The following is a 19,215-nucleotide window of genomic DNA, read 5'->3' on the forward strand; positions in this document are numbered from 1 at the left end:
GCACACGCCCCCTCTTTCTTTCGCACCGCCATGTCCTCCCCTGCCCTCAACCTGCCGGACGGCCGCGTTCTCGCCGTCGACGACCTCACCGTGCGCTTCTCGACTTCAGAACGCACCGTCGATGCCGTCAAGAACCTGTCCTTCCACGTCGACCATGGCGAAACGCTCGCGGTGGTGGGCGAATCGGGCTCGGGCAAATCGGTCACCTCGCTCGCGCTGATGCGGCTGGTGGAACACGGCGGCGGGCGCATCCTCGGCGGCAGCATGGCGTTCCGCCGCCGCAATGGCGAAGTGCTCGACCTCGCGCAGGCACGCGACAGCACGATGCGCGGCATCCGCGGCGCGGACATCGCGATGATTTTTCAAGAACCGATGACATCGCTGAACCCGGTGTTCACTGCCGGCGAGCAGATCGCCGAGGCCATCCGCATCCACCAGGGCAAGAACAATGCGGCCGCGCGCGCCGAGGCGCTGCGCATGCTCGAACTCGTGCGCATTCCCGAAGCGCGCAACGTGCTCGACCGCTTTCCGCACCAGCTCTCGGGCGGCATGCGCCAGCGCGTGATGATCGCGATGGCGCTGTCGTGCAAGCCGCAGTTGCTGATCGCCGACGAGCCCACCACCGCGCTCGACGTAACGATCCAGGCGCAGATCCTGCAGCTCATCCGCGAGCTGCAGAAGGAGATGCGCATGGGCGTGCTCTTCATCACGCACGACATGGGCGTGGTGGCCGAGATTGCTGACCGCGTGCTCGTGATGTATCGCGGCGACAAGGTGGAAGCGGGCGCTTCCGAAACCGTGTTCGCCGCGCCGCAACACCCGTACACGAAGGCGCTGCTGTCGGCCGTGCCGAAGCTCGGCGCGATGCAGGGCACCGACCTGCCGGCCAAGTTCGAGCTGCTGCGCACCGAAGGCAGCACCGAGACCGTGCCGTGCACGAACACCACGCCGCGGACGACTGTGCGCGAAGACGCCGGCCCGATCCTGCGCGTGCGCGACCTCGTCACGCGCTTCGACGTGCGCAGTGGCCTCTTCGGCCGCGTGAAGCGCCGCGTGCATGCGGTGGAAAAGATCAGCTTCGACCTGTACCCCGGCGAAACGCTGGCGCTGGTCGGCGAATCGGGCTGCGGCAAGTCGACCACCGGCCGCTCGCTGCTGCGCCTGGTCGAGAGCCAGAGCGGTGCGATCGAGTTCGGCGGACAGAACATCCGCGAGCTGCCCACGCGTGAATTGCAGGCGCTGCGCCGGAACATCCAGTTCATCTTCCAGGACCCGTTCGCCTCGCTCGATCCGCGCGTGACGGTGGGCTTCTCGATCATGGAACCGCTGCTGATCCACAACATCGCCAAGGGCGCCGAGGCGCAGCAGCGTGTCGACTGGCTCTTGCAGAAGGTCGGCCTGCCGCCCGAAGTGGCGCAGCGCTATCCGCACGAGTTCTCGGGCGGACAGCGGCAACGCATCGCGATTGCGCGCGCACTCGCGCTCAACCCGAAGGTGGTGGTGGCGGACGAATCGGTGTCGGCGCTGGACGTGTCCATTCAGGCGCAGATCGTCAACCTCATGCTCGACCTGCAGCGCGAGCTGGGCGTGGCCTTTCTCTTCATCTCGCACGACATGGCCGTGGTCGAGCGCATCAGCCACCGCGTGGCCGTGATGTACCTCGGCCAGATCGTGGAGATCGGCCCGCGCCGCGCGGTGTTCGAAGCACCGCAGCACGCCTACACCCGCAAACTGATGGCGGCGGTGCCGGTGGCCGATCCGTCGCGCCGCCACAAACCGCGTGCGCTGCTCGAAGGCGAGATCCCGAGCCCGATTCGCGCGGTGGGCGACGAGCCCGAGGTGCCGCCGCTGGTGCAGGTTGCGCCCGGGCATTTCGTTGCACGGCACGCCATCGGCGGCGCCTTCTGACCTTCTGATTTCGAAACCGTTTTCTACCCGCAGGCCCTCCTGCTTTTTTATCCACGAACCGACTGGAGTTCTTCCATGAAGCAATCTTCTTCTTCCCTGCGATGGGCATCCGCACTGCTGGGCCTGGCGGCACTGGCTGCATCGGGCACGGCGCTCGCGTCCAAAGACGTGGTGCTGTCAATCGGCTACCAGCCGGAAACGCTGGACCCGTACAACACCAACACCACCATCACCACCGCAGTGACCAAGACCTTCTATGAAGGCCTGTTCCAGTTCGACAAGGACCTGAAGGTGCAGAACGTGCTCGCCGAGAGCTACGACGTCTCCAAGGACGGCCTGGTCTACACCATCAAGCTGCGCAGCGGCGTCAAGTTCCACGACGGCACCGACTTCAACGCCGAAGCCGTGAAGGTCACGCTCGACCGCGTGCTGAACCAGGACAACAAGCTCCTGCGCTACAACCAGTTCAACCGCGTGGGCAAGGTCGAGGCGCTGAACCCGACGACCGTGCGCATCACGCTGAAGGAGCCCTTCGGCCCCTTCATCAACTCGCTGGCCCACGCATCGGCCGCGATGATTTCGCCCGCCGCGCTGAAGAAGTGGGGCAACAAGGACATCGCCTTCCACCCCGTGGGCACCGGCCCGTTCGAATTCGTCGAATGGAAGCAGACCGACGCGGTCAAGGCCAAGAAGTTCGACGGCTACTGGAAGAAGGGCTACCCGAAGATCGACAACCTGCAATGGAAGCCGGTGCTCGAGAACAACACGCGCGCCGCGATGCTGCAGACCGGCGAAGCCGACTTCGCATTCCCCATTCCCTACGAGCAGGCCGAGCTGCTGAAGAAGAGCGACAAGCTCGAAGTGGTGGCCTCGCCATCGATCATCACGCGCTTCCTGGCATTCAACATGCTCGTGAAGCCGTACGACAACCCGAAGGTGCGCGAAGCCATCGGCTACGCGATCAACAAGGAAGCGCTGTCCAAAGTCGCCTTCGGCGGCTATGCCTTCCCCGCACAGGGCGTGATGCCCCAGGGTGTGAAGTTCGCCGAGAAGATGGCGCCGATTCCGTACGACGTGAAGAAGGCCAAGGAACTGCTGGCCGAAGCGGGCTACCCGAACGGTTTCGAGTCGGTGCTCTGGAGCGCCTACAACAACACGACCAGTCAGAAGACGATCCAGTTCGTGCAGCAGCAGCTCGCACAGGTGGGCATCAAGCTGCAGGTGCAGGCGCTCGAAGTGGGCCAGCGCACCGAGCTGGTCGATGCATGGCCCGATCCGAAGACCGCCAAGGTGCGCATGTACTACACGGGCTGGTCGTCGTCGACCGGTGAAGCCGACTGGGGCCTGCGTCCGCTGTTCGCTTCCGAATCGTGGGCACCGAAGTTGAACAACATGTCGTTCTACAAGAGCGACGTGGTGGACGCCGCGATCGCCAAGGCGCTGATCACGGTGGACGACAAGGAAAAGGCCGCGCTCTACAAGACCGCGCAGGACGAGATCCGCAAGGACCTGCCGCGCGTGCCGCTGGTGACCGAGCAGAACCTGTCGGCGCATGCCAAGCGCCTGTCGGGTGTTTTCGTGATGCCCGACGCGAACATCAACATCGACGCCATCGCCGTCTCGAACTGATTGAGCGCGCACCGGGCGATGGCACCGCGCCATCGCCCGTTCGCGGCAACCGCACCCCATGCTGAATTACTTTCTCAAACGCCTGTTGGGCCTGATCCCGACGCTGCTCATCGTGGCCGTGCTGGTGTTCCTGTTCGTCCACATGCTGCCCGGCGACCCGGCGCGCCTGGCCGCCGGCCAGGAGGCCGACGAGCAGACCGTGGCCATGGTCCGCGCCGAACTCGGCCTCGACAAGCCGCTGCCGCAGCAGTTCGTGAGCTTCTTCACCCACATGCTGCAAGGCGACTTCGGCACCTCGATCCGCACGCGGCGGCCGGTGTCGGTGGAGATCGGCGAGCGCTTCTTCCCGACGGTGATGCTGACCATCATCAGCATGGTGTGGGCGGTGATCTTCGGCATGGGCATCGGCATCGTCTCTGCCGTGTACCGCAACAAGTGGCCAGACCGGCTGGGCATGACGCTCGCCGTGTCGGGCATTTCATTTCCCGCATTTGCCCTGGGCATGCTGCTGATGCAGATCTTCTCGGTTCAGCTCGGTTGGCTCCCCACGGTGGGCGCCGCGACCTGGAAGCACTACATCCTGCCCTCGATCACGCTCGGTGCCGCCGTGGCGGCCGTGATGGCGCGCTTCACGCGCGCCTCGTTCGTCGAGGTGATCCAGGAAGATTTTGTTCGCACCGCGCGCGCCAAGGGCGTGCGCGAATCCGGCGTGGTGTTCAAGCACACGCTGCGCAATGCGCTGATTCCCGTGGTCACCATGATGGGCCTGCAGTTCGGCTTCCTGCTGGGCGGCTCCATCCTTGTGGAGGCGGTGTTCAACTGGCCCGGCCTCGGCCGTCTGCTGGTCGATGCCGTGCAGATGCGCGACTACCCCGTCATCCAGACGCTGGTGCTGCTGTTCTCACTCGAGTTCATTTTGATCAACCTCGTGGTGGATGTGCTGTACGGCTACATCAACCCGACCATCCGCTACAAGTGAGCAAGCAGCCATGACGCAAGCTTCCGGCGTGCCTGCCGAAACCCTCATTCCAACGACGCCGGTCGCGGCCGTCCAGATCGCGGGCAAGGTCCGCACGCCCTGGGGCGAATGCTGGCGCCGCTTCAAGAAGCAGCCCGTGGGCATCGTGGCCGCGATCTTCGTGCTGCTGCTGGTGTTCGTCGCGGTGTTCGCTCCGTGGATCGTGCCCTTCGACCCCGAGAACTTCTTCGACTACGACATGCTGAACAGCGGCCCCTCGGCCACGCACTGGTTCGGCGTCGATCCGCTGGGCCGCGACATCTTCAGCCGCATCCTCGCGGGTGCGCGCATTTCGCTGATGGCGGGCTTTCTCTCGGTGCTGGTGGGCGGCTTCATCGGCACGGCCTTCGGACTGCTGGCGGGCTACTACGAAGGCTGGTGGGACCGCATCGTGATGCGCATCTCGGACGTGCTGTTCGCCTTTCCCGGCATCCTGCTCGCGCTGGGCGTGGTCGCCATTCTGGGCAGCAGCATGACCAACGTGGTGGTGGCGGTGTCTGTGTTCAGCGTGCCGGCCTTCGCGCGGCTCGTGCGCGGCAACACGCTGGTGTTGAAGCAGCAGACCTACATCGAGGCCGAGCGCAGCATCGGCGCATCGGACTGGACCATCATCGTGCGGCACATCCTGCCGGGCACCATCTCTTCCATCGTCGTGTACTTCTCGATGCGCGTGGGCACCTCGATCATCACGGCCGCCAGCCTTTCGTTCCTCGGCATGGGCGCGCAGCCGCCGACGCCCGAGTGGGGCGCGATGCTCAGCGAAGCGCGCGCCGACATGGTGACCTCGCCGCATGTGGCGCTGTTCCCGAGCCTGGCCATCTTCTTCACCGTGCTCGCCTTCAACCTCCTGGGTGACGCGCTGCGCGACGCGCTCGATCCGAAGATCGACCGCGAGTAACTTCTCCTTTCTTCATGGCCTCGACGAACACCCTGCCTTACATCGGCACCCTGCTCCAGGGCCCGCGCAACGCCATCACCGACGTCGAAGGCGTCACGGTCGGCCACCAGACGCTGGACGACGGCGCGGTGCAGACGGGCGTGACGGTGATCCGCCCGCACGCGGGCGATCCGTTTCGCGACAAGGTGCCGGCGGCAGCCGTGGTGCTCAACGGTTTCGGCAAGAGTGTGGGGCTGGTGCAGCTGGCAGAACTCGGCGTGCTGGAGACGCCGATCGCACTGACCAACACCTTCTCGGTCGGCACGGTGGCGACGGCGCAGATCCGGCATTGCATCGCGGCGAATCCCGAGAGCGGCCGGTCGCTGCCGACGGTGAACCCGCTGGTCTTCGAGTGCAACGACGGTTTTCTGAACGACATCCAGCGGCTGGCGATCACCGAGGCCGACTACCTGCAGGCGCTCGACGCCGCCGGCCCCGACTTCGCGCAAGGCTCGGTCGGCGCGGGGCGCGGCATGTCGAGCTTCCAGCTCAAGGGCGGCATCGGCAGCGCCTCGCGGCGCGTGTCGTCGCCTTGCGGTGAAGTGCATACGGTGGGCGCGCTGGTGCTCGCGAACTACGGGCGCCAGCCGCAACTGGTGCTGGCCGGCCACGCGGTCGGCGAGCGACTGGCCGCGCAGCAAAGCAAGGCGGAGAGCAAGGAGCCCGAGAAGGGCTCGATCATCATCGTGGTCGCGACCGATGCGCCGCTCGATGCGCGCCAGCTGCGCCGTGTGGCGCTGCGTGCAGGCGCGGGCCTTGCGCGCACCGGCTCGGTCTTCGGCCATGGCAGCGGCGACATCGTGCTGGCGTTCTCGACCGCCTACACCGTGCCCGACCGCGTCGACCGCCCGATGCCGACGATCGCGATGGTGCACGACGGGCTGCTCGACGGCCTCTTCCAGGCCGCGGCCGACAGCACCGAGCAGGCGATTCTTCATGCGCTCTGGCGCGCCGCGGCCGTGACGGGCCGCGATGGCAATCACCGGGCGGCGCTGTCCGAGGTGTTGCCGCCCTCTTCCCTTTTCTCTTCCGCAGAAGTGCACGCCCTCCCATGAAAGTCCTGATCTCCACCGATATCGAAGGCGTTGCAGGCGTCTACCACCACGAGCAGGCGCGGCAGGGCAACCCCGAGTACGAACGCGCCCGCGTGCTGATGGCGCACGAAGCCAATGCGGCGATTGCCGGTGCCTTCGATGCGGGCGCCACCGAGGTGCTGGTGAACGACTCGCACGGCGGCTTTCGCAACATGCCGCCCGATGTGCTCGATGCGCGTGCCCGTGTCGTGCAGGGCAAGCCGCGTTACCTGAGCATGGTGGCGGGCGTGGAGGAAGAAGGCGTGGAAGCGGTCTGCATGGTCGGCTATCACTCGCGTGCGCAGGGGCGCGGCATCCTTGCGCACACGATCAACGGGTTTGCCTTTGCGGGCATCCGGTTTGGGGACCAGGAACTGGGTGAGGCTGGGATCTACGGCGCTCTGGCCGGTGAGTACGGCGTGCCTGTCGTGATGGGCAGCGGCGACGATGTGTTCATCGGCGAGAACCGGGCGCTCTTTCCGCATGCGACGTTTGTGGAGACCAAGAAGGCGACTGGTTTCAACAGCGGCGTGTCGCTTTCGCCGGAGCAATCGCGCAAGGCGATTCGGGCCGGGGTCGCTGAAGCGCTGGCTGCGCGTGGCAAGGCAAGTCCGCTGGTGTTCAAAGGCCCGCAGGTGGTCACGCTGCGCACCCAGTCGCCGATGATGGCCGACCTGTTCTGCCAGTGGCCGACGTTCGAGCGTGTCGACGGGGTTACCTTGCGCTTCAGCGTGGAGACGGTGGAAGCGGCTGTGCGGATGCTGAACTGCTGTTCGGCGATGTCGGCGATGTTGCGCTGAGGTTGCTTTTTCTTTTTCTCTGCTGAGGGCGGAGGCCGGGTCTCGCCCCGGCAGGCGACTTACTTTCTTTTGCTTCGCCAAAAGAACGTAAGCAAAGAAAAGGCGACCCTGCTGTCTGCGTCCCTACGCTTCGCTTCGGGCAACCTGCGGTGCTCGCGTTTCGCGGGGTCTCGCCCAAACTCGCTTCGCTCAAACAAGGGCGAGCCCTGATCCGCGAAACGCTCCGCTCCTCGGCGCATACAGAAGGGCTTTGGGGACCGACACGCCATCGCTGCGCTCGGCGACTCCCTCGGGCCTTTGCTTCGCTCGGCTTGGGTTGGCTCCCTCTGCGACGACAGGTCTCTACTCCGCTGGGCTCGGATTGGCTCCCTCTCCCTCTGGGAGAGGGCTGGGGTGAGGGCACCGCGGCCGAGCGAAGCAAAGGCCCGATTGCAAGCCGAGCAAAGCGATGGCCCGCTGATTGCCGCCTCCCCTCTGGCTGCGCCGAGGAGCGCAGCGTTTCGCGGATCAGGGCTCGCAGCTGTCTGAGCGAAGCGAGTTCTGCGAGACCCCGCGAAACGCGAGCACCGCAGGTTGCCCGTAGCGCAGCGAAGGGTCGCAGACAGTGGGGTCGCCTTTCTTTTGCCTACCTTTCTTTGGCGAAGCAAAGAAAAGTAGGTCGCCCGCCGGGGCGAGACCCGGCCTCGGAAAGAAAACCAGATCAATACGCAAGAAACCCAGCAGTTCCTAAAATCAACGCGCCGGGGCACCCCGTTTCCACCCCACCCGCCTTATCCAGAATAAGCATCCAACCGCCCGCAAACCCGCATGGCCATTGGTGAATTAGCTTATCCGCATAAAGCGCGAACCAAAAAATAGTTTGTTTCCATAAGGCCCGCTTTCAGAATCTCGGCTTCTTGCTGGGGCGCTGGACGCACCGCACTTCAAGACACAGCACGCACGATGTACCAATACACAGAATTCGATCGCCAGTTCGTTCACCAACGGGCCGCCCAGTTCAGAGACCAGCTCGAGCGCTGGCAAAAGGGCCGCCTGCACGAGGACGAGTTCCGCCCGCTGCGGCTGCAAAACGGCTGGTACGTCCAGCGCTACGCGCCAATGCTGCGCGTGGCCGTGCCCTACGGTGAGCTTTCGAGCCGCCAGCTGCGCGTCTTGGCCAAGATCGCCCGCGAATACGACGAACCCGAGGCCGAGGTCTACAAGAAGGCCATCGAAACCCAGGGCCTCCTCGGCAGCCACAAGCTCCCCACCCACTACGGCCACTTCTCGACGCGCCAGAACGTCCAGTTCAACTGGATTCCGCTGTCCAGGTCGGCCGACGTGATGGACCTGCTGGCTTCGGTCGACATGCACGGCATCCAGACCAGCGGCAACTGCATCCGCAACATCACGAGCGACGAGCGCGCCGGCATTGCCGTCGACGAAATCGCCGATCCGCGCCCGTTCGCGGAAATCATGCGCCAGTGGAGCACGCTGCACCCCGAGTTCGCCTTCCTGCCGCGCAAGTTCAAGATCGCCATCACGGGCGCCACCGAAGACCGCGCCGCCACCGGCTGGCACGACGTGGGCCTGCATGTGGTGAAGAACGAGGCCGGCGAAATCGGCTTCCGCGTACAGGTGGGCGGTGGCATGGGCCGCACACCGATCATCGGCACCGTGCTGCGCGAATTCCTGCCCTGGCAGCAGATCATGAATTACCTCGAAGCGGTGATCCGTGTCTACAACCGCTATGGCCGCCGCGACAACATCTACAAGGCGCGCATCAAGATCCTGGTGAAGGCCGAAGGCCAGCGCTACATCGACGACGTCGATGCCGAGTACAAGCAGATCCTCGAACACGACGGCGCACCGCACACCATCACGCAGGAAGAGTACGACCGCGTGGCCGCCTCCTTCGTGCCGCCGACGCTGGCCACCCGCGTGCTGCAGAGCGCCGAGAAGACCGACGCCGAACTGCGCGCCCACGCCGCCGACGACGTGATGTTCGCCCGCTGGCTCGCCCGCAACGTGGCGCCGCACAAGAACCCCGCGCTGCGCGCCGTCACGCTGTCGTTCAAGCGCCTGAAGCAGGCGCCCGGCGATGCCTCGGCCGACCAACTCGACACGCTCGCGCAACTGGCCGACCGCTTCTCGGCCAGCGAAGCCCGCGTGACGCACGACCAGAACGTGGTGCTGCCCTGGGTGCATGCCGAAGACCTGCACGCGCTGTGGCTCGCCGCCCGCGCCGCCGGTTTCGCGAGCGCCAATGTGCACCTGCTGACGGACATGATCGCCTGCCCCGGCGGCGACTTCTGCGCGCTGGCCAATGCGCGATCCATCCCGATCGCTGAGGCCATCACCGAGCGTTATCAAGACCTCGACGAGCTCGACGACCTGGGCGAGATCGACCTGCACATCAGCGGCTGCATCAACTCCTGCGGCCACCACCACAGCGGCCACATCGGCATCCTGGGTGTCGACAAGGACGGCAAGGAGTGGTACCAGGTCACCCTGGCCGGCTCCGACGGCTCCGCGCTCAGCGGTCCGTCGCAGGCTGGCAAGGCGGTCGGCCCGTCGTTCTCGGCGGCTGAAGTGCCGGGCGTGATCGAGGCCGTGCTCACGACCTACCGCGACACCCGCATGTCGGGCGAGACCTTCATCGACACGCTGCGTCGTGTCGGGCATGACCCGTTCAAGACCGCGGCCAACGGTGCGCGCTTCAAGGTGGAGGTGGCAGCATGAACAAGACGCTGAACATCCTGTCCGCGGAAGAACACGTGGACGACGGCGATCCGAAGGTGCTGCAACTGGCCAACGATGCCGACCCGCTCGCGATCGAGGTCTGCCTGGCCGACATCGAGCGCATCGACCTGAACTTCCCGAAGTTCACCGACGGCCGCGCCTACAGCCAGGCCTTTTTGCTGCGCCGCCGCCTCGGCTTCCAGGGCGACATCCGCGCCACGGGCGACGTGCTGATCGACCAGCTGGTGCAGATGGAACGCACCGGTTTTTCGAGCGCCGTGCTGAAGGAAGGCGTGGACGCCTCCGACGCGCAGCGCCAGTTCGACCGCTTCGCCTCGTTCTATCAGGGCGATGCAGTCAAGACCGCGCCGCACTTCGCAGCCGGCAACTGAGCACATCCGACATGAGCATCGCCACCGACATCGACTTCGCACGCATCAACACCGAACTCGGCCGCAACGCCGAGGGCCTGGTGGACTGGGCCATCGGCCTGGGCCAGCCCGCGATCATCACCACCAACTTCCGCCCGTTCGAGGCGGTGATCCTGCACATGGTCACGCGCGCCAAGCGCGATGTTCCCGTGGTCTGGATGGACAACGGCTACAACACCGAGGCCACCTACCGCTTTGCCGACGAAGTGACCAAGCAGTTGGGTCTGGACCTGCACATCTACCTGCCGCGCCGCTCGCGTGCGCATCGCGAAGCGGTGGAAGGCCCGACGCCGGCGCTCGACGATCCGCGCCACGCCGCCTTCACCGAAGAAGTGAAGCTGGAGCCCTTTGCCCGCGCGCTGCGCGAGACGGCGCCCAAGGTCTGGTTCACCGCGCTGCGCGCCACCGACACGGCCGTGCGCGCGCAGATGGACCCGGTCAGCGTCAATCCGGACGGCCTCATCAAGGTCGCGCCGCTGCTGCACTGGTCGTCCAAGGATCTGTACGAATACTGCACGGCGCACGGCCTGCCGAACAACTTCGACTACGTGGACCCGACCAAGGGCGAAGACAACCGCGAGTGCGGATTGCATATCGCGCACTGAGCGCCAACGCCTCACCGATCCTCTGAATCCAGCCCCCATCCGATGAACGCCCGTACCGAATCCGAACTGCTGCTGTCTCCGGCGCACCTGTCCAACACGCACCTCGATGCGCTGGAGGAAGAAACCATCTTCATCCTGCGCGAAGTGGCCGCCGCCTTCGAGCGCCCCACCCTGCTGTTCTCGGGCGGCAAGGATTCGCTGGTGCTGCTGAAGTGCGCGGAGAAGGCGTTTGGCGTCGGCCGCATTCCCTACCCGCTGCTGATGATCGACACGGGCCACAACTTCCCCGAAGTGACGGCCTACCGCGACCAGCGCGCGAAGGAACTGGGCGCCGAACTCATCGTGCGCAGCGTCGAGGATTCGATGGCGCGGGGCACCGTGCGCCTGGCGCACCCCGGCGAATCGCGCAACGCGCACCAGTCGGTGACGCTGCTCGAAGCCATTGAAGAATTCCGCTTCGACGCGCTGATCGGTGGCGCCCGCCGCGACGAGGAAAAGGCGCGCGCCAAGGAACGCATCTTTTCGCACCGCGATTCCTTCGGCCAATGGCAGCCCAAGGACCAGCGCCCCGAGCTGTGGACGCTGTTCAACACGCGCCTCGCCCCGGGCGAACACTTCCGCGTGTTCCCGATCTCGAACTGGACTGAACTGGATGTGTGGCAGTACATCGAGCGCGAGCACGTCGGCCTGCCGTCGATCTACTACACGCACAAGCGCGAAGTGGTCGAGCGCCGCGGCCTGCTGGTGCCGGTGACCGAACTGACCCCGCCGCGCGACGGCGAAACGGTGCAGGTGCGCGACGTGCGCTTTCGCACTGTGGGCGACATCACGACGACCTGCCCCGTGGAAAGCCTCGCGGCCGATGCGGGCGACGTGGTGCTGGAAACGCTCACGGTCGACGTCAGCGAACGCGGTGCCACCCGGATGGACGACATGACCTCCGAAGCATCCATGGAAAAACGCAAGAAAGACGGTTACTTCTGATGAGCGCGACGACAGCCACCCCCAACGAACTCGCCGTGCGCGGCGACACCGGCACCGCCCTGCGCTTCATCACCTGCGGCTCGGTCGACGACGGCAAGAGCACGCTGATCGGCCGCCTGCTGGTGGACAGCAAGACCGTGCTGCAGGACCAGCTCGCTGGCGTTCAACGCGGCGGCGAAACCGACCTCGCCCTGCTGACCGACGGCCTCTCGGCCGAACGCGAACAGGGCATCACGATCGACGTGGCCTACCGCTACTTCTCGACCGCCAAGCGCAAGTTCATCATCGGCGACGCGCCGGGCCATGAGCAGTACACGCGCAACATGGTCACCGCCGCCTCGGCCGCCGACGCCGCCGTGGTGCTGGTCGATGCGACCAAGCTGGCCTGGGCCGCCGAAGTGGAAGACGGCACCGTGGTCAAGCGCGAGCTGCTGCCGCAGACGCGCCGCCACACGCTGCTGGCCAACCTGCTGCGCGTGCAGTCGATCGTGTTCGCGATCAACAAGCTCGATGCCATCGACGACGCGGGCCTGGCCTTCGAGCGCATCTCGACCGCGCTGAACGCCTTTGCCGAAGCGGCGGGTGTGCAAGTGGCCGGCATCGTGCCGATCTCCGCGCTCAAGGGCTGGAACGTGGCCACGCGCCATGCCGACTGGGTCGGTTATGAAGGCCCGAGCCTGCTCGCGCTGCTCGAAGACCTGCCGGTCACGGTGCAGGACGAGGCCGTGCCCTTCGCCTTCCCGGTGCAGTGGGTCGAGAAGTTCTCGTCCTCGGCCGACACCTCGCAGGGCCGCCGCGTGTTCTGGGGCCGCGTCGCCTCGGGCCATGTGGAGCCCGGCCAGCGCGTGACCGTGCTGCCGAGCAACCAGACCGCCACCGTCGCGCAGGTGCTCAGCCACACGCGCCAGCCGAAGTCGGTGCATGCGGGCCACAGCGCCGGCATCGTGCTCGACCGCGAGGTCGACGTGTCGCGCGGCGACTGGCTGCTGGCGCCCGGCGCCTTCGAGCCGGTGCGCGAGATCACTGCCACCGTGGCCTGGCTCGATGACGAGCCGCTGGTCGCGGGCCGTGTGTACTGGGCGCTGCAGGGCCACCGCTGGGTCAAGGCGAAGGTCGCGCGCATCGTCGACCGGGTGAACATCACCACGCTCGAATCGGAACCGGCGACGCAGCTGGAGGCCAATTCGATCGGCGATGTGGTGCTCGCACTGCAGCAGCCGCTGGCCGTTCTGCCCTTCACGCAATCGCGCGCCCTGGGCTCGCTGGTGCTGGTCGATACGGCCTCCCACAAGACCGCTGCTGCCGTGCTCGTGCAGCCCGCCGCCGCAAAGGCCTAAAATCTGGGGTTTTCCCCGATCAAACTGACGTTTAAAAGACAAATGACCCACGTCGTTTCCGAAGCCTGCATCCGTTGCAAATACACCGACTGCGTGGACGTTTGCCCCGTCGACTGCTTCCGCGAAGGTCCCAACATGCTGGTGATCGACCCGGACGAATGCATCGACTGCGCGGTCTGCATCCCCGAATGCCCGGTCAACGCGATCTACGCCGAGGAAGACCTGCCGGCCAACCAGATCGCCTTCATCAAGATCAACGCCGAGCTGGCCGTGGCCGACGGCTGGAAGAGCATCACCAAGCGCAAGCCCGCGCTGCCTGACGCCGAAGAATGGAAAGACAAGACCGACAAGGTCGGGGAGCTGGTGCGCTGAACCAGCCCACCGCGCCCATCGAAACCGACGCGCTGATCGTCGGTGCCGGCCCTGTCGGGCTGTTCCAGGCCTTCCAGCTGGGTCTGCTTGAAATCTCCTGCCACATCGTCGATGCACTGCCCGCCGCGGGCGGCCAGTGCGTGGCGCTCTATGGCGACAAGCCGATCTACGACATTCCCGGCACGCCGGTGACCAGCGGGCGCGAGCTTGCGCAATCGCTGCTCGCGCAGGTGGCGCCGTTCAAGCCGCAGTTCCATTTCGGCGAGCAGGTCGCCACGCTCGCCCGCCAGGCCGACGAACGCCTGCTGCTGACGACTTCGGCCGGCAAGGCCTTCCTCGCGAAGACGGTGTTCATCGCAGCCGGCGTTGGTGCCTTCGTGCCCAAACGCATCACGCTCGACGGCATTTCGCAGTTCGAAGGCACCTCCCTTTTCTATCACCCCGAATCGCTGGACCGCTTTGCGGGGCAGACGGTGGTGGTGAATGGCGGTGACGACATTGCGCTAGCAACCGCCGTCGCGCTCACGTCTATCGCCAAGCAGGTCACGCTGGTCCACCGGCGCGACGGCTTCCAGGCCGACGAGGCGAACATCGCCGCGATGCGCGCCCTCGTCGCTGCCGGCAAGCTGGCCTTCAAGGTCGGCCAGCCGACCGCCTTCGATGGCAAGCAACTGCAGATCACCACGCCCGATGCCACGACCATCGACCTGCCGCTCGACGCGCTGGTTGCGTGCCTGGGCATCTCGCCGCGCCTCGGCCCCATCGCCGATTGGGGCCTGGAGCTCGAGCGCAAGCAGGTACCCGTCGACACCGAGAAGTACGAAACGCGCGAGCGCGGCGTGTTCGCGGTGGGCGACATCAACACCTACCCGGGCAAGAAGAAGCTCATCGTCTGCGGCTTCCACGAAGCCACGCTGGCCGCCTGGGGCGCCACCGCCATCGTGTTCCCGGGCAAGGCGGTGCCGCTGCAGTACACGACCACCAGCACGCGGCTGCACGAGCTGCTGGGCGTGGCTACTTCGCGCCAGGCATAAGCGCCCGGTACTCGCCGATGAAGCTGCCGATGGCGGCGACGTAACCATCGATGTCCGCATCGGACAACGGCAGCGAGAGCACCACGAAGCCGCGCGGCGAGGTGTAGATGCCCTGGCTCAGCAGATGGAAGAACAGCAGTTGGCGCAGGCGCCCGTCGACCACCGCCAGATCGTCCACGCGCCGCACCTCACCCGTCAGGAAGTGCGCATTCATCAGCGAGCCGATGCCGGTGAACTGCATCGCCACGCCCTCTTTCGCGCACAGCGCATTGAGCCGCGCGCGCATCGCCTCGCCACGTTCGGCCAACTGGCCGGCCGCCTCGGGCGTGAAGAGCTTTGTGAGCCCCGCATACCCCGCCGCCATCGTCATGACGTTGTTGTTGAAGGTGCCCGAATGCGCGAGCGCGCCGGTGCGGGGATCGAACTGCGCCATCACGTCCGCGCGACCGCCGAAGGCGCCGAACGACATGCCGCCGCCGATGTACTTGCCCAGCGTGGTGAGGTCGGACTTGATGCCGAGCTTGTTGGCCAGGCCGTGGGGCGCGAGGCGCGAAGTCATCACCTCGTCGAAGATCAGCAGCGCGCCGACCTGCGTGGCCGCTTCGCGCAGGGCCTGCAGAAAGTCGAGCCGCCCCGGAATGCACCCGCTCGCGCCCTGCATCGGCTCGACCAGGATGGCTGCGATCTCCGGCCCGTGCCTCGCAATCCCTTCGCTCGCACGCTGCGTGTCGTTGTAGGGCAGCACAAGGAAATCGAAAGGCACGGTCGTCGGCGAAGGCTTGTCGCCGAAGCCGAGCACCCCACCGTGATAGCCGCCCGAGAACACCACGATCTTTCGGCGCCCCGTGAAGTGCAGCGCGGCCGTGAGCGCCATCAGGTTCGCTTCGGTGCCCGAGTTGGTGAAGCGCAGCTGCTCGATCTGCGGAAAGCGCTCGCAGATGGTCTTGGCCAGCCGCCCTTCGAGCAGGTTGTGCCCCGTGAGGTTGATGCCGCCCTGCATCGCCTCGATGACCGCCTCGCGGATCTCGGGCGCCGAGTGGCCGTAGACGCCGGCCGTGTACTCGGCGATGAAGTCGGCATAGCGATGGCCGTCGGCGTCCCACAGCGCCGCGCCCTCGCCCTTGGCGATGGTGAGCGGGAACGGTGCGTAGAACAGCACCGAGCGTGTGTTGGCGCCGGGCATGTAGCGCGTCTGTTCCTCGAACTGGCGCCGGCTCTCGGGATTGCCCTCGATGAAGCGTTGATGCGCCCCGGCGAGGGCTTGGTCGATGGCGGCGTCGGTCATGGAACGGTCCTTGAAAGAGGGGATGGCGGTTTGGCCCAGTTAATTGATCACTGCTCAATTAATAATATTTATACAATCAATTCGCCCGCCGCACAACGCCCGCTTCCATGAAAAAAACCGCACCCGCACCCAAACCCAAGACCGCCGGCCGCCCCACCGGCGGCGGCGCGCTCTCGAAACGGCTCATTGCCGAAGCGGCGCTCGCGCACATCGACGAATTCGGCCTGGGCGCTTTCAGCATGCGCGAGATCGCATCGCAGCTCGGCGTGTATCCGGCCACGGTGCATTGGCATGTCAGCACGCGCGAAGCGCTGCTCGCCGAGGTCGCCGCCACGGTGATGGCAGAGGTCACCCCGCCGACGGAATTGCCCTGGCAAGAATGGATCGCCGAACTGTTCCGCCGTTGCCGCGTCGCGGTGCGTCGTCATCCGAACGTGGCGCAGTTGCTGGGCGCGCAGTTGGTGTCCAACGGCAGCCTGGCGACTGAATTGGTCGAAGGCGTGCTGGAGGCGCTGACGGAAGCCGGCTTCGAAGGCCAGTCACTGCTGGAGGCCTACAACTGCGTGATCGCGGCGATGCTGGGCTTCCTCACGATGGAGTTCTCGCCCCTGCCGGCCGACAACACCCAGGCCTGGGCCGAGGAGCTGCGCGAACGGGTCCACACCATCCGTCCGCTCGACCATCCGGTGCTCGCGCGCAACCTGCCGCTGCTCGCCAACAACGCCTTCATCGTGCGCTGGGACAACGGCACCACCGTGCCGCTGGACAGCAGCTTCGAGCGGCACATCCAGATCACCGTCGATGGGCTGGAGGCGTTCGCGCGCAGGGTCAAGGGTTCGCAGTAGCCGGGTCCGGCGGGTCCACCAGCTCGTACAGCACCATGCGCGTCTGCCGGCCGCGCAGTTCGACCAGTTCCTCGATCCGTCGTGTGGAGAGTCGCCCGCCCAATCCCTCGAACGTCGCCTCCGAGATCAGCGTGCGCGTGCCCAGCTGCTTGTTCGTGCCCTCGATGCGGCTCGCCACGTTGATCACATCGCCCAGCGCGGTGTACGACAGCCGGTCGCTCGAGCCGAGCACCCCTGCGATCACGACACCAGTGTGAATGCCGATGCGCGTTCGAAACTCTTGCAGGCCCTCCCCCAGCCACTTGCGGTTGAGCGCCTTCATCTCGTCATGCAGCGCGAGCGAGGCGATGCACGCCTGGTACTCCGCATCCGGCAGGTCCGCCGGCGCGCCCCAGAGCACCATGATCCCGTCGCCCATGAACTTGTCGACCACGCCGCCATGCCGTGCGAACACGCGCGTGGCGAGATTGAAGTACTCGGTCAGCTGACGCATCAGCACGTCGGCCTCCATCGACTCGGAGATGCTGGTGAAGCCTTCCACGTCGGTGAACATCGCGGTCACGCGGCGCGGCGAACCGTTGGGCGCGAGCGCATGGCCCTCGGCGATGAGCTGCTTGATCACGTCCACCGGCACGAACTTGCTGAAGGCCTGGAGGCTGCGCGCCGAGTCGTCCAGCGCCTGGCTCAGGTTCTGGATCTCGAACACCCGGCTCGACTCGCGCGGCAGCGCGTCCAGCTCCAGCCGCCCGATGCGGCGTGCCGTGTGCGAAAGGCTCTCGATCGGCGCGGTCACGAGCTTCGACAGGCGCAGCGAAATGAACAGCGCCACGGCCAGGAAGCTCAGCGTCAGCAGCAACGACCAGAGCACGTTCCGGTGCAGCCCGCCGAGCAGCGCATCTTCAGGCTCCCAGCTCACCAGCCGCCAGCCCGTGGACGCGATGTGCGACGTCTGCACCTTGTAGCGCTCCCCTTCGTGATCGAGCGTGAAAGCCATGTCTTCGGTCCAGCCCCGGCTGCCGTTGGCCAGCATGTGGGCATGCAGCGCGCCGAGCACGCCGCCCTCGGGGTCTTCCAGCGTGCGAACGACGTGGGGTTGGTCGCTGCGCGCAATCACATGGTGGTCGGCACTCAGCAGGGCGCTGTGGCCATGGCCGGTGCCGCCGAACACGCGCACGAGGCCGGAGAGATGCCCGAGCGACACGCTGGCGGACACCACCAGCGTCTGCACGCGGCCTTCGTCGTCGCGCCGCCGGCTGGGCCGCGCGTGGCTGACGCCCAGCTCCTTTTCGGAGGGGAGCATGAAAGGCGACGTCCATACGGGGCGTTGTGCCTTCATCGCCTGGACGAAATCCTCGTCGCCCGTCGGATCGTCATCGCTGCGAAAGGCTTCGATGCGGCTCGTCTCGTAGCGCTGCCGCGGGTCCTCGTCACCGTCGCCATCGGGGGGCTGCTTGTACTCCCAGGTCTCGGTGCTGAAGCCGTCGTCGCGCAGCACCTGCCGCACGACCGGCTCGGGGTAGCGCATCGCCATCAGCAGGTGCCCGTCGTCGCTGGCCACGTCGATGCTGTCGAGTTCGGGCGTCTGCTCCAGCGCGGCCCAGAGCAGCTCGGCCGTCTGGTCGCCGTCGTGGCCCGCCGGATGCAGGCTGGGCGTGTGCGCGATGGCGCGCACCAGCGCTTCGGTCTTGGCGAGGAAGGCGAGCACGTTGTCCTCCACGCGGTCGTGGTTGACCTTGTGCGCCGACTCGCCGACCCTGGAAACCAGCTGTTCCGCGCCCCAGTAACCGAAGGCCACGAGCAGCAGCGATTGAAGCAGCGCGACCGCACAGATGATGGTGCCGACGTCGACCCGGAAGCGGCGCAGGCGCGCGCGGGGCGAAGAAGAAGTCGCGGGCGGCGCCTGCGCCGGGCCCGGCTGCTGCGTGAAGTCGTCTGTCATGTGCGGGGGTTCCTCCTGCGCATTCGGATGCGCTTGTGTGGTGGCGATTTTCCCCCGCCCTGCGCGTGGCCTGGGTTTCCATGGTCGTGTGCTTTTGCGGCAGGGGATAAAATCCGCCCGCGCTTCGGCTTGCCGGGGCGCATCGCTAGGGGTGTCGAGCCGGAATCCGTTCCGGGGCTGACTGAGAGAGTCCCTTTGAACCTGACTGAGGTAATCCTCGCGCAGGGAAGCTGGTCCGGCGGCCTGTCACGTTGTCTCGCGTGGCGGCAGCGCTGCTGGAGCCTCGCCCACCTGCCA

Annotated in this window: 16 protein-coding genes and 1 riboswitch; of the genes, 14 read left to right on the forward strand and 2 right to left on the reverse strand. The window is 66.2% G+C overall.

What is annotated here, in order from left to right:
- The first annotated feature begins 30 nt into the window (after positions 1-30).
- The 13 genes from NU688_RS09045 (at position 31) to NU688_RS09105 (ending at position 14,849) form a co-directional block, all read left to right on the forward strand.
- Positions 31-1,908 (forward strand): dipeptide ABC transporter ATP-binding protein, encoded by a 1,878-nt coding sequence (locus tag NU688_RS09045; protein ID WP_257860202.1) that lies wholly within the window; start codon positions 31-33, stop codon positions 1,906-1,908.
- Between the two features lie 75 nt (positions 1,909-1,983).
- Positions 1,984-3,537: a glutathione ABC transporter substrate-binding protein GsiB gene (gene gsiB / locus NU688_RS09050; RefSeq protein ID WP_257860204.1), complete on the forward strand. Its 1,554-nt coding sequence runs from the start codon at positions 1,984-1,986 to the stop codon at positions 3,535-3,537.
- Between the two features lie 58 nt (positions 3,538-3,595).
- Positions 3,596-4,516, forward strand: coding sequence for a glutathione ABC transporter permease GsiC (gsiC, locus tag NU688_RS09055; RefSeq protein ID WP_257860205.1), 921 nt, complete (start codon positions 3,596-3,598; stop codon positions 4,514-4,516).
- 10 nt (positions 4,517-4,526) lie between these two features.
- Positions 4,527-5,453 carry a glutathione ABC transporter permease GsiD gene (gene gsiD / locus NU688_RS09060; protein ID WP_093432219.1) on the forward strand — a complete coding sequence of 309 codons (927 nt, stop codon included), beginning with the start codon at positions 4,527-4,529 and terminating at the stop codon, positions 5,451-5,453.
- A 14-nt stretch (positions 5,454-5,467) separates the two neighbouring features.
- Positions 5,468-6,547 (forward strand): P1 family peptidase, encoded by a 1,080-nt coding sequence (locus NU688_RS09065; protein ID WP_257860206.1) that lies wholly within the window; start codon positions 5,468-5,470, stop codon positions 6,545-6,547.
- Positions 6,544-7,365 carry a M55 family metallopeptidase gene (locus tag NU688_RS09070; protein WP_257860207.1) on the forward strand — a complete coding sequence of 274 codons (822 nt, stop codon included), beginning with the start codon at positions 6,544-6,546 and terminating at the stop codon, positions 7,363-7,365. The genes NU688_RS09065 and NU688_RS09070 overlap by 4 nt, the downstream gene beginning before the upstream one ends.
- Before the next feature lie 942 nt (positions 7,366-8,307).
- Complete coding sequence (locus NU688_RS09075; protein ID WP_257860208.1) at positions 8,308-10,086, forward strand: nitrite/sulfite reductase; 1,779 nt, start codon at positions 8,308-8,310, stop codon at positions 10,084-10,086.
- Complete coding sequence (locus NU688_RS09080; RefSeq protein WP_257860209.1) at positions 10,083-10,478, forward strand: DUF934 domain-containing protein; 396 nt, start codon at positions 10,083-10,085, stop codon at positions 10,476-10,478. Before NU688_RS09075 ends, NU688_RS09080 begins: the two co-directional genes overlap by 4 nt.
- An 11-nt stretch (positions 10,479-10,489) precedes the next feature.
- Positions 10,490-11,122, forward strand: coding sequence for a phosphoadenosine phosphosulfate reductase family protein (locus tag NU688_RS09085; protein WP_257860210.1), 633 nt, complete (start codon positions 10,490-10,492; stop codon positions 11,120-11,122).
- Between the two features lie 42 nt (positions 11,123-11,164).
- Positions 11,165-12,106 carry a sulfate adenylyltransferase subunit CysD gene (gene cysD, locus NU688_RS09090; RefSeq protein ID WP_257860211.1) on the forward strand — a complete coding sequence of 314 codons (942 nt, stop codon included), beginning with the start codon at positions 11,165-11,167 and terminating at the stop codon, positions 12,104-12,106.
- The gene (locus NU688_RS09095) at positions 12,106-13,443 is read left to right on the forward strand and encodes a sulfate adenylyltransferase subunit 1 (protein ID WP_257860212.1); all 1,338 of its coding nucleotides are present in this window, start codon (positions 12,106-12,108) and stop codon (positions 13,441-13,443) included. The genes cysD and NU688_RS09095 overlap by 1 nt, the downstream gene beginning before the upstream one ends.
- A 42-nt stretch (positions 13,444-13,485) precedes the next feature.
- Positions 13,486-13,815 carry a ferredoxin FdxA gene (gene fdxA, locus NU688_RS09100; RefSeq protein WP_093240594.1) on the forward strand — a complete coding sequence of 110 codons (330 nt, stop codon included), beginning with the start codon at positions 13,486-13,488 and terminating at the stop codon, positions 13,813-13,815.
- A complete protein-coding gene (locus NU688_RS09105; RefSeq protein WP_257860213.1) occupies positions 13,773-14,849 on the forward strand; it encodes an NAD(P)/FAD-dependent oxidoreductase in 1,077 nt (358 codons plus the stop codon). The genes fdxA and NU688_RS09105 overlap by 43 nt, the downstream gene beginning before the upstream one ends.
- Here the strand turns inward: NU688_RS09105 and NU688_RS09110 are convergent.
- Positions 14,830-16,134, reverse strand: a complete 1,305-nt coding sequence (locus NU688_RS09110) for an aspartate aminotransferase family protein (RefSeq protein WP_257860214.1) — start codon at positions 16,132-16,134, stop codon at positions 14,830-14,832. The genes NU688_RS09105 and NU688_RS09110 overlap by 20 nt on opposite strands.
- 107 nt (positions 16,135-16,241) lie before the next feature.
- Here NU688_RS09110 and NU688_RS09115 point away from each other — a divergent pair, with 107 nt between their 5' ends.
- The gene (locus NU688_RS09115) at positions 16,242-16,979 is read left to right on the forward strand and encodes a TetR/AcrR family transcriptional regulator (protein ID WP_257860215.1); all 738 of its coding nucleotides are present in this window, start codon (positions 16,242-16,244) and stop codon (positions 16,977-16,979) included.
- Here the strand turns inward: NU688_RS09115 and NU688_RS09120 are convergent.
- Complete coding sequence (locus NU688_RS09120) at positions 16,963-18,918, reverse strand: adenylate/guanylate cyclase domain-containing protein (RefSeq protein WP_257860216.1); 1,956 nt, start codon at positions 18,916-18,918, stop codon at positions 16,963-16,965. The two genes, NU688_RS09115 and NU688_RS09120, sit on opposite strands and share 17 nt — an antisense overlap.
- A gap of 137 nt (positions 18,919-19,055) precedes the next feature.
- Positions 19,056-19,163: riboswitch (TPP riboswitch) on the forward strand.
- The last annotated feature ends 52 nt before the right edge of the window (positions 19,164-19,215 follow it).

Source organism: Variovorax sp. ZS18.2.2, from assembly GCF_024701975.1.
In the GTDB taxonomy this organism is placed as follows: Bacteria; Pseudomonadota; Gammaproteobacteria; order Burkholderiales; family Burkholderiaceae_C; genus Variovorax.